A 12,910-nucleotide genomic window follows, 5' to 3' on the forward strand; every position below is an offset into this window, starting at 1 on the left:
CCCCAAAACCCGCAGCGGCAAAATCATGCGCCGCCTCCTACGCGACATCGCCGAAGGACGCGAACTCGGCGACACCTCCACCCTCGTCGACCCGAGCGTCTTCGAGGCGATCCGGGCAGGCAAGGACTGACCGAGCAGCGCTGAGTGCGGCCGGTGGCGGACCTGTCACCGGCCGCACCCGTTAAGATTGCGTGAGGTGTGCCGGGAAGTCTGGTCGGCGAGCGGTCGCGCACCCGTTGAGCCGGTTCCGGTGGGTGCCGCCGCAGTGCTGCCCGATCGCCGCCCGAAAGGTTTCCCGTGATCACGCGAGTGCACTCGGAATTGTCCCGCTACCTCCGCACGGAAACCTTCGGCGGCGCACTGCTTCTGATCGCGGCCGCGATCGCATTGCTGTGGGTGAACTCGCCCTGGGCAGCGAGTTATGTGTCGATGACCGAGACGGTCGTCGCGATCCCGCCGCTGCACCTGGACCTGACCTTGGCAGGCTGGGCCGAGGACGGCCTGCTGGCGGTGTTCTTCTTCGTCGCCGGACTGGAACTCAAACGCGAACTGGTCGTCGGCGAACTCGCCGACCGCAGACGCGCCACCCTGCCGGTCATCGCGGCGATCGGCGGCGTGGTCACCCCCGCGCTGATCGCGGCGGTCGTCGGGTTCGGCATCCCCGGCATGGAGCGCGGCTGGGCCATCCCGGTCGCCACCGACATCGCGTTCGCGCTCGCCGTGCTGGCGCTGACCGGTTCGCGCATCCCGGCGGGCGCGCGGGTGTTCCTGCTCAGTCTCGCGGTGGTCGACGATCTGATGGCGATCGTCGTGATCGCGGTGCTGTTCACCACCGCGGTGTCGCTGCTGTGGTTGCTCGTCGCGGCCGGATGCTTCGCCGGATGGTCGATGGGGCAACGCGCGCGGATCGGCGCGCCCTGGCTCTATGTCCCGCTGGCGTTGGTGTCCTGGTACGCGCTGCACGAGGCGGGCATCCATCCCACGTTGGCGGGCGTCGCGCTCGGCCTGCTCACCCGGGTGCGCCCGGATCCCGGGGAACGTCGAGCGCCCGCCGCCCGGCTCGAGCACCTCTTCCAGCCGGTCTCCGCCGGGTTCTGCGTTCCGCTGTTCGCCCTGTTCGCCGCCGGGGTTCCGTTGAATCCCACGGTGTTCGGCGAGTTGTACACCAATCGGCTCGCGCTCGCCGTGATTCTCGGGCTCCTCGTGGGCAAGCCCCTCGGGATCTTCGGGATGAGCTGGGTGGCAATTCGGTTGGGCGTCGCGAAGCGCCCCAGCGGGCTCGGCTGGCGGGACATGTTCGCCCTGTCGGTGCTCGGCGCGATCGGCTTCACGGTTAGCCTTCTCGTGGCGGAACTCGCGCTCGCCGATGTCGCGGACGTCGAGTTGGCGAAAGCCGCTGTGTTGGTCACATCAATGGCGGCGTCGCTCGCCGGTTCGGCGCTACTGTTGCGGCGTGGGCGTGTCCACCAGGCTCGGCGGGACGCCCGTGCGCTAGAACGTGAACAGTACGGCGGCACGAGCGATCCGCCCGGAGGCGGTAGCCTGCGTGACCACGGAGGGCACCGGGAGCGCCGCCGATCGAACGGGAGTTGAAGCAGTGCCGGGACAGGGAGAAGGGTCGACCAAGTGAGTTTCAACCACGGCGGTAACGGGAGCGGCGCGGAGCGCGGTCGTACGGTCACCTCCATTCCCCTCACGGACGCCGATCCGCTCGGCTCCGCGAGCTTCGGGAGCCTGGTCCGCGACGCCGCCGAGCAGATGTCGACCCTGGTCCGCGCCGAGGTCGAACTGGCCAAGGCCGAGGTCACCGGTGAGATCAAGAAGGGCCTGCAGGGCAGCGTCTACTTCATCCTCGCGCTCACCGTGCTGTTGTTCAGCACCTTCTTCTTTTTCTTCTTCCTGGGCGAACTGCTCGACGTGTGGCTGGCGCGCTGGGCGGCCTTCCTGATCGTCTTCCTGCTGATGGTCGTGGCCACCGCGGCACTGGCGTTCCTCGGATACCGGCGGGTGAAGAAACTGCGCGCGCCGGAGAAGACGATCGATTCGCTCAAGCAGGCGCGCACGGTGCTGCCGCACAGCTTGGGCGCGTCCGCGCACGACGACCGTCTCGCCCTGGAGAAGCCCGCTTCCTAGGCGCGCGTGCGCGAGCCGGTACGACGGCTACTAGGCTCGGTCGCCGTGTCGGCGAACTTGCTTCCGGATCCGTCCAGCGTCCGTTACGACGGACCGTGGACGCATCGGGACGTGCACGCCAACGGCATTCGATTCCACGTCGTGGACGCGGCGCCCGAGCGGGCCGACGCTCCGCTGGTCGTGCTGCTGCACGGCTTCGCGGACTTCTGGTGGTCCTGGCGTCACCAATTGACCGGCCTGGCCGAGCTCGGTTACCGCGTTGTCGCCGTCGACCTGCGCGGCTACGGCGACAGCGACAAGCCGCCGCGCGGCTACGACGGCTGGACGCTCGCCGGTGACGTCGCCGGCCTCATCCGGGCGCTCGGCTACACCGAGGCGACGCTGGTCGGGCACGCCGACGGTGGACTGGTCTGCTGGACCACCGCGGTGCTGCATCCGCGACTGGTTCGCTCGATCGCGCTGGTCGGCTCGCCGCATCCGTCGGCGCTGAAGAGTTCCGTGCTGCGCAACCGCCGCCAGCGCGCGGCCTGGCTGCCGAACTTCCTTCGCTACCAGCTGCCCCGGTACGGCGAGCACTTGCTGACCACCGCCGACGGCTTCGAGGTCGAGCGGCTGCTGCGTCAGCGGGTGAGCGTGGGATGGACCGGCACCGCCGAATTCGTCGACACCGCCCAGCGGATGCGTTCGGCGATCCGGATTCCCGGCGCCGCGCATTGTGCGCTGGAGTACCAGCGCTGGGCCTTCCGCAGTCAGTGGCGTCCGGACGGCCGCCGGTTCATGGCGACCATGCGCGAACCCATCCATATCCCGGTCCTGGCCATGCGCGGCGATCTGGACCCGTACGTGCTGGCGGGAACCTTCCGCCGCGATCCTCATCTCGCACCGGAGCGGCGACTGGTCACCATCCCGGCGGCGGGGCACTTCACCCACCAGGAGAACCCGGACGCCGTGACGACGGAACTGGCCAAACTTCTGGCCTGAGCCGCGGGGAATGCCGCCCCGGCCACGGATTGCCCGTGGCCGGGGACGCCGATTCAGCTGAGTACGCAGGCGCCGGTGTCCACCGCGGCGCTGACCCGTTCGGCCGCGTCGAGCTGCGCGCGGACCTCCGCGAGCGTGAGCACGTAACCGGTGTCGTCGTCGGTGACGGCGGCGCCGAAGACCACGCCGAGCACCTGCCCGTCGGTATCCACCAGCGGCCCGCCGGAATTGCCCGCCCTGACCTGGCCGCGGACGGTGTAGACCTCGCGTTCGACGGTGCCGTTGCGGTAGATGGTCGGACCGGTCAGATCCAGGGTCTCGCGCACCCGGGCGGCGCTCGCGGTGTACGGGCCGCCGCCGGGGTAGCCGAGCACGATCGCGCTGTCGCCCGACCGCGCGGGCGCAGGCGCGCGCGGGACCACCGGGGCGGTGAGACCGGGGACGGCGAGCACCGCGACATCCTTGGACGGGTCGAACAGGACCACGTTCGCGTCCAGTGGGCCGCGCGGGGTGTCCACCGCGACGCTCGTGGTGCCCGCGACGACGTGGGCGTTGGTCATCACGCGCTCGGGCGCGATGACGAAACCCGAGCCCTCCAGCGCCCGCTGGCAACTCGGCGCGACCCCGCGGATGCGCAGCACGCTCTGCTGGAGCGAGGCGGCGACGGGGCTGGCCAGCACGCTCGGATCGGGGGGTTCCACAGCCGCGATCGGCGCCCGCCCGAACGGCCCGATCACGTCCGGCAGGCCGGAGGTGTTGAGCAGCTTGGAGAACTCGTTGGGCAGCCTGCGCAGCCAGTTCGGCGCGACGTCGTTGACATCGGCGAGCACCCGCGAGCCGTTGATCGCCGTCGCGATGGCCGGCTGCGACGACGTGGCCAGCGGCAGCGCCAGCAGCCACGCGGTGACCAGCACGGCGACCGCCTGCAACACCGCGCCGACCGCGCTGTCCACGCTGCGCGTGAACGGATGACGCATGCCGCTGCGCGCGGCGCGGCCCAGCACCATGCCCGCGACCTCACCGACGATCACCAGCACCACGATCAGCAGCACACCGGTGAGCACTCTGGTGCGGCCCTCGTCGACGTGCACCAGGATGTGCGGCGCGATCAGGATGCCCGCGACCGCGCCGAGCACCACACCGAGGAAGGCGAGCGCGGAGGCCACCGCGCCCTGGCGCCATCCCGAGGAGGCGGCCAGCAGCGCCAGCAGCACGACGGCGATGTCGAGCCAGGCCGACGAACTCATAACGTCATCCCCACGGCGGCGAGTGCGGTCTCCAGATCACGAACGTCCCCGTGGTCCCACGCTCGGTCCCAGCCGCAGGCCTTGCTGATCCCGGCGAGGATGCCGCCGGTCAGACCCCAGACCAGCATCCCGTCGACCTGGAACGCCGGGCTCTGATAACCCATGGGGCTGCGGACCAGGAAGCGGTTGGCCGGATCCAGCAGCTGCGCGAGCGGGACGCGCACGACGCGCTCGGTCTCGCTCTGGTCGACCACCCCGACCGCGCCCGGCGTGCGCCAGTACGCGACCACCGGCGTGACGTCGAAGCGAGACGGCGGCACGAACAGTTTCGGCAGCACCGCGAACGGCTCGACACCGGAACGGTCGAGGCCGGTCTCCTCGCACGCTTCGCGCAGCGCGGTATCGATCGGCCCGGCGTCGCCCGGGTCGACCGCACCGCCGGGGAAAGCCACTTGGCCTCGGTGCTGGCGCATGGTGGAGGCGCGCTGGGTGAGCAGCACCTCCGCGTCGGCGGGCAGTCCGCCGGGCGCGGCCGGGTCCGGCTCGGGCGAGCCGCCGAACAGCACGAGCACCGCCGCTTGCCGCGGCTTCGAAGTCAGGGTCAGGGCGCGGCGCAGCACACGCTCCCTGGTCAGGGTGTCGGCGTTCTCCGTAGCCGGTTCGGCCGAGCGGGTCAGCCATTCCGGGATGCCGGGCGGCATTTCGATGCTCAACACACACCTCCCCCGCGCATTCGCTCACCGGCCCGCGTGCACGCCCGCACCGTCACCTCCACCATTGATTCGTCCACCCGCATTGTCACGCGGCCACTCCGAGCTTGCCCGCGACCGTATTCGCGATGTCATCCACCCCGCCGAAAGCCCGCACAACGACGTCGGCGACGGAGCCGTCGGCACGCACCAGCACCGAGATCGGCAACACCGCGGGGGCCCCGACGGCCGTACGCACTCGCGCATCGGCGTCCGAAACGCCGGGCAACCGCACCTCCAGCCCACGCAGCCGGGACAGTGCCTTGGCCTCATCAGGGTCGCTGTGCACGGTCAGCACGGTAATCGCGTTCCCGGCGCGTTGGGCGTATTGCTGCAAATACGGCAACTCCTGGGCGCACGGTGCGCACCAGTAGGCCCACAGGTTCAGCAGAGCGGGCTTGCCCGCCAGCGCGGCGGCCAGGTCCACCGGCCTGCCGTTCGCCAGGCAATCCAGCGTGATCCCGGCCAGCGGCCCGCTGCCGGTGGCGGCGCCGCTGGGGCAGTCGGGCAAATGGGCGGCAGCGCGCAGGTCATCGGAGACGCCGGAGGCGGCGGGGGGCGACTGCGGCTCCTCCGCCGCGTCGTCGCCGCGCGGCCACACCGCGACCGCCAGCGCCACCACCACGATCAGACCTGCCAATGCCCAGCGCCACGCATGCCCCCTCCTCCTTCGGCCCGAGGGCTCCGAGCTCACCGGCCCACCAGCTCCAGCAGATGCTCGCGCTCCGGCCCTTTCACCAGCTTGGCCGCGGCCTCCGGATCGGTCGGCCCGATACCGAACGACGGACAGTCCTTGACCAGGACACAAGCGCCGCACGCCGGCTTGCGGGAATGGCAGACCCGCCGTCCGTGGAAGATCACCCGGTGCGAGAGCATCGTCCATTCCTTGCGCTCGATCAGCGCGCCGACGATGTGCTCGACCTTGACCGGGTCCTCCTCGTCGGTCCATCCCCAGCGGCGCACCAGACGGCCGAAATGGGTGTCGACCGTGATGCCCGGCACCCCGAACGCGTTGCCGAGGATGACGTTGGCGGTCTTGCGCCCGATGCCGGGCAGCTGGACGAGTTCGGTCAGGGTGTGAGGCAATTCACCGTCGTATCGTTCCAGTAGCGCCTGGCCGAGTCCGATCAGCGAGGCGGCCTTGTTCCGGAAGAAGCCGGTCGGCCGGATGTATTCCTCCAGCTCCGCGCGGTTTGCCTCGGCGTAGGCGCGGGCGTCGGGGTACCGGGCGAACAGCGCGGGCGTGGTGAGATTCACCCGCTCGTCGGTGCACTGCGCCGAAAGTATTGTCGCGACCGCCAGTTCGAGCGGCGTGGTGAAATCCAGCTCACAATGCGCGTGGGGGAAAGCGGTCGCCAGTTCGCGGTTCATCCGGCGCGCGCGGCGGACCAGCCCGAGTCGGGTTTCCGCCTGTCGCGCCCTGGTTTTCCGTTGTGGAGCCGCGGCGGCGACCGGCGGCGTTCCGTTGGGATCGGAGCCGGGGGCAAGCCCGTTCCCGGCGGCGGTGGAGGGGGAGACGCGCACGTGTCCACCATACGGAATCGGCAGACAACGTTGCCCTTCCAGTTCAGTTGCCGTGTTCCATCTGAGACCTCGACGGTGTTTACTGCTCGTCATGCAAGGACTCGCTGTGGTGCTCTTCCCAGTGGTGCTGATGCTGTTCGCACTGGGTATGGAGCGGGTCGAGAACCGGCTCCGCAAGCTTCTCGAACCCGACGAAGAGGTTCAGCAGTACCTGGACAAGGCCAGTAACGCCGAGGTGAAAGAGCTGACGAAGCTCGGTCTGCCCGCCGCCGTGGCCCGGATGCGCAGGCGTCGCTCCCGCGGTGACGAGATGGACGTGGCCCGCGCGAGCTGACCCGGCGTGCGCGCCGCGCAATCCACTCGTTACGTGGTGTCCGTCACTACGCTGTGGTGACGCCGCGTAGACTGCGCTGTTGGCCGAGTCGCTTCGGTCCAGTACAGAGCCATTTCCCTAAGGAGCACATTCGTGGACGAGGCCCTCGCCAGAGCAGGCATCTTCCAGGGCGTCGAGCCCACTGCGGTGGCCGCCCTCGCCAAGCAACTTCAGCCGGTGGATTTCCCGCGCGGTCATGTCATCTTCAACGAGGGTGAGCCGGGCGACCGGCTGTACATCATCACGTCCGGCAAGGTGAAGATCGGACGCCGCTCGCCCGACGGCCGCGAGAACCTGTTGACCATCATGGGCCCGTCCGACATGTTCGGCGAGCTGTCGATCTTCGATCCGGGCCCGCGCACCTCCACCGCCACCACGGTGACCGAGGTGCGTGCGGTGACGATGGACCGCGACGCCCTCAAGACCTGGATCGACCAGCGGCCCGAGATCGCCGAGCAGTTGCTGCGCGTTCTCGCCCGCCGCCTGCGCCGGACCAACAACAACCTGGCCGACCTGATCTTCACCGACGTCCCCGGCCGGGTCGCCAAGGCGCTGCTGCAGCTCGCACAGCGCTTCGGCACTCAGGAGGCGGGCGCGCTGCGGGTCACCCACGACCTGACCCAGGAGGAGATCGCCCAGCTGGTCGGCGCCTCCCGCGAGACCGTGAACAAGGCGCTCGCCGACTTCGCGCATCGCGGCTGGCTGCGGCTGGAGGGCAAGAGCGTGCTCATCTCCGATTCCGAGCGCCTGGCCCGTCGCGCCCGGTAACGCACGGACTCCACGCCGAACGCCGGGTTCAGCGCTCCACTGAACCCGGCGTTCTGTCGTTCCGGCTAGCCGTGCACGCGCAGGTATTCCAGCTGCGCCTGCACCGAACTGCGCGCCGCGGGCCACAGCCGCTTGTCCACGTCGGCGTACACGCGCCGCACGACCGCCATCGCGCCCGCGTCCGCGCCGAGCGCCCGCAGTGCCTCCCGCACCTGACCGAGGCGCTCGTGCCGATGGGCGATGTAATACCGGGCGACCGGCTCCAGATCCGGGTGATCCGGGCCGTGCGCCGGCAGCAACGCCTTGCCCCGGCCCGCCTCGACCAACCGGTCCAGCGAGGACAGATAGTCGGCCAGCGTGCCGTCGCTGGAGTCCAGCACGGTGGTGCCCGCGCCGAGGATGGTGTCGCCGGTCAGCACCGCGTCGTCGAGGACGAAGCTCACCGAGTCACCGGTATGACCCGGCGTGGCCAGCACGGTGATCCGCAGGCCAGCCGCCTCGATGACCTCGCCGTCGACGAGGGGAGCGGACGAGCCGCGCAGGAAGCCGGAGTCCTTGGCGCGCACCGGCGTCCCGGTCACCTCGACCAGCCGATCGATACCGCCGGTGTGGTCGTGATGGCGGTGGGTGATCAGCGTCAGCGCGATCCGGCCACCGGTGGCCTCGGCGATCGCGGCCGTGTGCGACTTGTCCTTCGGCCCCGGGTCCACCACCACACAGTCCGACCGTCCCGGCGCGCGCAGGACCCAGGTATTGGTTCCGTCCAAGGTCATCTGCCCCGGATTGGCGGCGAGCAGCACCGCCGCCGTCTCGGTGACCTGCCGGAGCTGCCCGTAGGCGGGGTGAGTCAACGTCATCGCAAAACCTCGGATAGAAACGGAGCCGACAGTTCCGGTCTAGCGCACCTCGGCGATCAGTTCGACTTCGACCGGAGTGTTGCGGGGAAGTTCGGAGACTCCCACGGCCGAGCGCGCGTGCTTACCCGCGTCACCGAAGACCTGGCCGAGGAACTCCGACGCGCCGTTGATCACAACCGGCTGATCGCCGAATCCGGGTGCCGAGGCGACGAATCCGACCACCTTCACGATCCGCACCACCGCGTCGAGACCGACCAGGTCGTGCACCGCCGCCAGCGCGTTCAGCGCGCACAGCCGGGCAGCCTCCACGGCCTCCTCGATCGAGACCTCGGCGCCGACCTTGCCGACCGCGGACAACTGGCCGTTCACGAACGGCAACTGACCGGAGGTGTAGACCAGCGACCCGGTACGGATCGCGGGAATGTAGGCCGCGACCGGGGCCGCGACCGGAGGAAGGGTGATTCCGAGCTCGGCGAGGTTCTTCTCCCACTGGGTCATCGCGTCACCGTCCTTCGCTACTTGGGCCGCTTGAGGTAGGCGACGTGCTGCTCACCGGTCGGACCGGGCAGCACGGTGACCAGCTCCCAGCCGTCGGCTCCCCACTGATCGAGAATCTGCTTGGTCGCATGCGTCAGCAGCGGCACGGTCGCGTACTCCCACAGGGTCGTATCACTCATGAGCGAGAAGCGTAGCTCTGTCTGATTGCCGCGACTGCGTCGCGGCGTGTTCGCGGCCCCTTTGTGGCTCGCGTGTGCGCGACCGCCGCTGGCGACTTCGTCGCGGACGCGACGGCCGCGCAAACGCGAGCCGGGCCGCGAACGGCGCATGCTCGGTCTCGCTTCGCTCGAAACCGAGAGTTGAGGTGCGCTGGGCGCGTCGGTATTCGGGTGCCGGACACGGGGCATGCGGCTGGAGCGAGTGGATCATCATCCCGACCGGTGCGGGATGGTTTGTTCTGGAAGTGCGGCCGCTCTCGCATGCGAGGGCTGTGTTGATTTGCCGACGTCAGCGGGGATGCACGGGCTCGCTTCGCTCGAAAGACCTGGCTTCACGGCACTGCGCCGGTGCAGCCGCCGAGTTCGCCGCAGCCGACCCGCGACCGCTAACGGCGGATAGGCGTTGTTGTACGCGTCACCCGAGACCGGTGGGTGCGCCGCGTGGGGGCGGGCGGCGGTCGGCCGGGCCGTTCGTCATTCGTCGCAGGCATGGCAGCTCGGCACCCGGCCCGCGTACGAACGCTGCTCGGTGTGGCCTAGCTGCGAAGACTGGGGACGGTGGAGTGGGAAACGGATCCGGGTCATCCCAGTGGCTTCGCGTGGCGCGACGGCGATTCGTAAGGGAAACCCGGGTGTGCCGGGACTCGAGCGGCGGCGGGGGTAGGAGCTGAGACCGGCCCGCGCGACCCACCCGTCTGGTACGGCCGGTGCCCCGCTGTGGCGGACCAGTTATAGGCTCGCGATCGTGGGAGTACCAACTGCAGGGCCGCTTTCGGCGGAGCCGGGACTGGACACAAGGTGGCCGAAGCGCGCTGAGCAGGCCCGCTTGCACTACGTCTCCGGCAAGGGAGGCACGGGCAAGTCGACGGTTGCCGCAGCGCTGGCCCTGGCGCTCGCCGCGGGCGGGCGCCGGGTGCTGTTGGTCGAGGTGGAGAGCAGACAATCGATCGCGCAGCTGTTCGACCTGCCGCCGCTGCCGCCGACCGAGACACGGATCGCCACCGCCGACGGCGGCGGCGAAGTGGTCGCGCTGGCGCTCGACATCGAGCACGCCTTCCTCGAATACCTCGACATGTTCTACAACCTCGGCTTCGCGGGCCGCGCCATGCGCCGGATGGGGGCCATCGAGTTCGTCACCACGATCGCGCCCGGTCTGCGCGACGTCATCCTGACCGGCAAGATCAAGGAATGCGCGGTTCGCGTGGACAAGTCCGGTAAGCGGGTCTACGACGAAATCGTGGTCGACGCACCGCCCACCGGCCGGATCGCCGGCTTCCTCGACGTCACCAAGGCCATGGCCGAGGTGGCCAAGGGCGGGCCGATCGCTTCGCAGGCCGAGGGCGTGTCGCAGCTGCTGCACTCCGATCAGACCATGATTCACCTGGTCACGCTGCTGGAGGCGCTGCCGGTGCAGGAGACCGCCGACGCGGTCGCCGAACTCACCGCCGCCGACCTGCGCATCGGCACCGTCATCGTGAACCGCGCGACCGAAGGCCAGCTCCCGCCCGAGCTGGGCCCCCGGGCCGCTCGCGGCGAACTGGACGCCGACGCCATCCGCGCCGGCCTCACCTCCGCGGGCATCACCCTCACCGACGGTGACTTCCAGGGGCTGCTCACCGAAACGATCGAGCACTCCGCCACGCTGCAAGCACAGGACGACAGCGCCGAGGAACTGGCCAAGGTCGACATCTCCCGGCTCTACCTGCCCGCCCTCCCGGACGGGATGGACCTGGGCGGACTGTACGAACTAGCCGAACACCTCACCGCACAGGGAGTCCGATGAGCACGCCGACCCATCCCACGGCTGCCCCGCTGGATATTTCGCGGATCATCGCCGACCCGTCCGCCCGGGTTGTGGTCTGCTGCGGCTCCGGTGGCGTCGGCAAAACCACCACCGCCGCCGCCCTCGCGCTGCGCGCCGCCGAGGAAGGCCGCAAGGTCGTGGTGCTCACCATCGACCCCGCGCGCAGGCTGGCCCAGTCACTGGGCGTCGCCGACCTCGGCAACAACCCGCAGCGAGTGGCGCTCGGCCCCGAGGCCAAGGGCGAACTGCACGCGATGATGCTCAACATGCGCCGCACCTTCGACGACATGGTGCTCGAGCACACCAGCGGGGAGAAAGCGGAGCAGATCTTCGCCAACCCCTTCTATCAGACGGTCGCCTCCTCCTTCGGCGGCACACAGGAATACATGGCGATGGAGAAGCTGGGGCAGCTGGCCCACCGGGGCCAGTGGGACCTGATCGTGGTCGACACCCCGCCTTCGCGCAACGCCCTCGACTTCCTGGATGCTCCCAAGCGGCTGGGCAACTTCCTCAACGGCCGCATGATCCGGGTGATCATGGCGCCCGGCCGGGGCGTGACCCGTCTCGTGACCGGCGCGATGAGCCTGGCGGTGCGGGGTGTGTCCACCGTCGTCGGTGGGCAGATGCTCAAGGACGCGTCGAACTTCCTGCAATCCCTGGAGTCGCTGTTCGGCGGCTTCCAGGAGCGGGCCGAGCGGACCTTCGCCATGCTGTCGAAGCCGGGTACGCACTTCCTCGTGGTGGCGGCGCCGGAACCGGACGCGCTGCGGGAGGCCTCGTTCTTCGTCGACCGGCTCTCCACCGAGCGGATGCCGCTGGCGGGGCTGGTGCTCAACCGCACCCATCCGGTGCTGAGTTCGCTGCCCGCCGATCACGCGCTCACCGCCGCCGACCAGGTGGCGGATTCCGATCCGCTCACCGCGGCCGTGTTGCGGGTGCACGCCCGCCGGGTCGTCACCGATAAACGCGAGCAGCATCTGCTGCACCGCTTCACCGGCGCGCATCCGCGGGTGCCGATCGTCTCGGTCACCGCGCTCCCGTTCGAGGTGTCCGATCTCGACGCGCTGCGCGTCGTCGGCGATCAGCTCACCGGCACGGCGCGCGCGACCGCTTGATACTTAGGCGTATCCGCTATTGCTCCGAACGGAAATATTGCTCCTGAAACGAAACTGAGCCCGCTCGCGCGGGCTCCGTTTCGATGTGGCCGGATTACATCGCCACTTGATGCTGGCGCTGGGCCTGGAAGAAATCGGCCCACGAGGTCACTTCCGGATGCTGCTTCAACAGGGCGCGACGCTGCCGTTCCGTCATGCCGCCCCACACACCGAACTCGACGCGGTTGTCCAGCGCGTCGGCACCACACTGCATGAGCACGGGACAGTGCCTGCAGATCGTCGCCGCTTTGCGCTGCGCCGCGCCGCGGACGAACAACTGATCGGGATCCACTTCCTTGCATCGGGCCTGGGCTACCCAGGCGATCCTTGCTTCGGCCTGCTCCACGTCCAATCGAGCGATGGGGGTTGTCATGTGCATTTGGTGTGCCCCTTTGCAGTCCGAACACCGGGTCAACGGCGCTCCAGAATCGCGTTGCCACCGCGCAGCACCCAAACCCCGCTGCGAAGTGCACCACATTCCACTTTGAGTGTTAGCTCTATCACACTGGGTTCTCAATCTAGGTAAAGGTATGGCGCTTGCGCAAGACCACCTCGAGATTTTTTGGTACGTCCGTCCCTGCAAAGCGGGGCGCGCACTGGACGG

The 12,910-nt window shown here is 69.3% G+C and carries 15 protein-coding genes; 7 read left to right on the forward strand and 8 right to left on the reverse strand.

What is annotated here, in order from left to right:
- Positions 1–297 precede the first annotated feature (297 nt).
- The 3 genes from nhaA to ACZ6DL_RS33700 are packed head-to-tail and all read left to right on the forward strand — an operon-like array spanning position 298 to position 3,114.
- Entirely contained in the window at positions 298–1,593 is a 1,296-nt protein-coding gene (nhaA, locus tag ACZ6DL_RS33690) for a Na+/H+ antiporter NhaA (RefSeq protein ID WP_466057258.1), read from the forward strand.
- Positions 1,594–1,626: 33 nt separating this feature from the next.
- Entirely contained in the window at positions 1,627–2,133 is a 507-nt protein-coding gene (locus ACZ6DL_RS33695) for a phage holin family protein (RefSeq protein WP_063052025.1), read from the forward strand.
- 45 nt (positions 2,134–2,178) lie between these two features.
- Positions 2,179–3,114, forward strand: a complete 936-nt coding sequence (locus tag ACZ6DL_RS33700) for an alpha/beta fold hydrolase (RefSeq protein ID WP_466057260.1) — start codon at positions 2,179–2,181, stop codon at positions 3,112–3,114.
- Positions 3,115–3,167: 53 nt separating this feature from the next.
- On the opposite strand, the gene ACZ6DL_RS33705 is transcribed toward ACZ6DL_RS33700, so the two are convergent.
- From ACZ6DL_RS33705 to nth, 4 genes are all read right to left on the reverse strand, one after another.
- Positions 3,168–4,361, reverse strand: coding sequence for a MarP family serine protease (locus ACZ6DL_RS33705; RefSeq protein WP_062978082.1), 1,194 nt, complete (start codon positions 4,359–4,361; stop codon positions 3,168–3,170).
- Positions 4,358–5,062 carry an NUDIX hydrolase gene (locus tag ACZ6DL_RS33710; RefSeq protein WP_393240672.1) on the reverse strand — a complete coding sequence of 235 codons (705 nt, stop codon included), beginning with the start codon at positions 5,060–5,062 and terminating at the stop codon, positions 4,358–4,360. Before ACZ6DL_RS33710 ends, ACZ6DL_RS33705 begins: the two co-directional genes overlap by 4 nt.
- A gap of 97 nt (positions 5,063–5,159) precedes the next feature.
- A complete protein-coding gene (locus ACZ6DL_RS33715) occupies positions 5,160–5,750 on the reverse strand; it encodes a TlpA family protein disulfide reductase (RefSeq protein ID WP_466057263.1) in 591 nt (196 codons plus the stop codon).
- A 50-nt stretch (positions 5,751–5,800) separates the two neighbouring features.
- The gene (gene nth / locus ACZ6DL_RS33720) at positions 5,801–6,502 is read right to left on the reverse strand and encodes an endonuclease III (protein WP_466057406.1); all 702 of its coding nucleotides are present in this window, start codon (positions 6,500–6,502) and stop codon (positions 5,801–5,803) included.
- A 223-nt stretch (positions 6,503–6,725) separates the two neighbouring features.
- Here nth and ACZ6DL_RS33725 point away from each other — a divergent pair, with 223 nt between their 5' ends.
- Together ACZ6DL_RS33725 and ACZ6DL_RS33730 are read left to right on the forward strand one after the other, a co-directional pair.
- Positions 6,726–6,968: a hypothetical protein gene (locus ACZ6DL_RS33725; protein ID WP_040864458.1), complete on the forward strand. Its 243-nt coding sequence runs from the start codon at positions 6,726–6,728 to the stop codon at positions 6,966–6,968.
- Positions 6,969–7,100: 132 nt separating this feature from the next.
- Positions 7,101–7,775, forward strand: coding sequence for a Crp/Fnr family transcriptional regulator (locus tag ACZ6DL_RS33730; protein ID WP_039794544.1), 675 nt, complete (start codon positions 7,101–7,103; stop codon positions 7,773–7,775).
- A 65-nt stretch (positions 7,776–7,840) separates the two neighbouring features.
- Here the strand turns inward: ACZ6DL_RS33730 and ACZ6DL_RS33735 are convergent, their stop codons facing one another.
- The 3 genes from ACZ6DL_RS33735 to ACZ6DL_RS33745 are packed head-to-tail and all read right to left on the reverse strand — an operon-like array spanning position 7,841 to position 9,309.
- Positions 7,841–8,632 (reverse strand): MBL fold metallo-hydrolase, encoded by a 792-nt coding sequence (locus ACZ6DL_RS33735; protein WP_466057266.1) that lies wholly within the window; start codon positions 8,630–8,632, stop codon positions 7,841–7,843.
- A gap of 39 nt (positions 8,633–8,671) precedes the next feature.
- Positions 8,672–9,130 (reverse strand): RidA family protein, encoded by a 459-nt coding sequence (locus tag ACZ6DL_RS33740; protein WP_466057268.1) that lies wholly within the window; start codon positions 9,128–9,130, stop codon positions 8,672–8,674.
- 17 nt (positions 9,131–9,147) lie between these two features.
- A complete protein-coding gene (locus ACZ6DL_RS33745) occupies positions 9,148–9,309 on the reverse strand; it encodes a DUF4177 domain-containing protein (RefSeq protein ID WP_085994820.1) in 162 nt (53 codons plus the stop codon).
- A gap of 784 nt (positions 9,310–10,093) precedes the next feature.
- Between ACZ6DL_RS33745 and bagA the strand changes: the two genes are divergently transcribed.
- Both bagA and bagB read left to right on the forward strand, forming a co-directional pair.
- A complete protein-coding gene (gene bagA / locus ACZ6DL_RS33750; RefSeq protein ID WP_466057270.1) occupies positions 10,094–11,131 on the forward strand; it encodes an ATPase BagA in 1,038 nt (345 codons plus the stop codon).
- Positions 11,128–12,267 (forward strand): ATPase BagB, encoded by a 1,140-nt coding sequence (gene bagB, locus ACZ6DL_RS33755; RefSeq protein WP_466057272.1) that lies wholly within the window; start codon positions 11,128–11,130, stop codon positions 12,265–12,267. Before bagA ends, bagB begins: the two co-directional genes overlap by 4 nt.
- Before the next feature lie 94 nt (positions 12,268–12,361).
- On the opposite strand, the gene ACZ6DL_RS33760 is transcribed toward bagB, so the two are convergent.
- Positions 12,362–12,685: a WhiB family transcriptional regulator gene (locus tag ACZ6DL_RS33760; protein ID WP_014981178.1), complete on the reverse strand. Its 324-nt coding sequence runs from the start codon at positions 12,683–12,685 to the stop codon at positions 12,362–12,364.
- Positions 12,686–12,910: the final 225 nt, after the last annotated feature.

It is taken from the genome of Nocardia sp. NPDC041819 (assembly GCF_055590505.1).

Bases quoted from the DNA above. Each gene is read 5' to 3' on its own strand.
- ACZ6DL_RS33705 (WP_062978082.1), bottom strand. From the start codon at position 4,361: ATGAGTTCGTCGGCCTGGCTCGACATCGCCGTCGTGCTGCTGGCGCTG.
- ACZ6DL_RS33710 (WP_393240672.1), bottom strand. From the start codon at position 5,062: ATGCCGCCCGGCATCCCGGAATGGCTGACCCGCTCGGCCGAACCGGCT.
- ACZ6DL_RS33725 (WP_040864458.1), top strand. From the start codon at position 6,726: ATGCAAGGACTCGCTGTGGTGCTCTTCCCAGTGGTGCTGATGCTGTTC.
- ACZ6DL_RS33735 (WP_466057266.1), bottom strand. From the start codon at position 8,632: ATGACGTTGACTCACCCCGCCTACGGGCAGCTCCGGCAGGTCACCGAG.
- ACZ6DL_RS33740 (WP_466057268.1), bottom strand. From the start codon at position 9,130: ATGACCCAGTGGGAGAAGAACCTCGCCGAGCTCGGAATCACCCTTCCT.
- ACZ6DL_RS33745 (WP_085994820.1), bottom strand. From the start codon at position 9,309: ATGAGTGATACGACCCTGTGGGAGTACGCGACCGTGCCGCTGCTGACG.
- bagB (WP_466057272.1), top strand. From the start codon at position 11,128: ATGAGCACGCCGACCCATCCCACGGCTGCCCCGCTGGATATTTCGCGG.
- ACZ6DL_RS33760 (WP_014981178.1), bottom strand. From the start codon at position 12,685: ATGCACATGACAACCCCCATCGCTCGATTGGACGTGGAGCAGGCCGAA.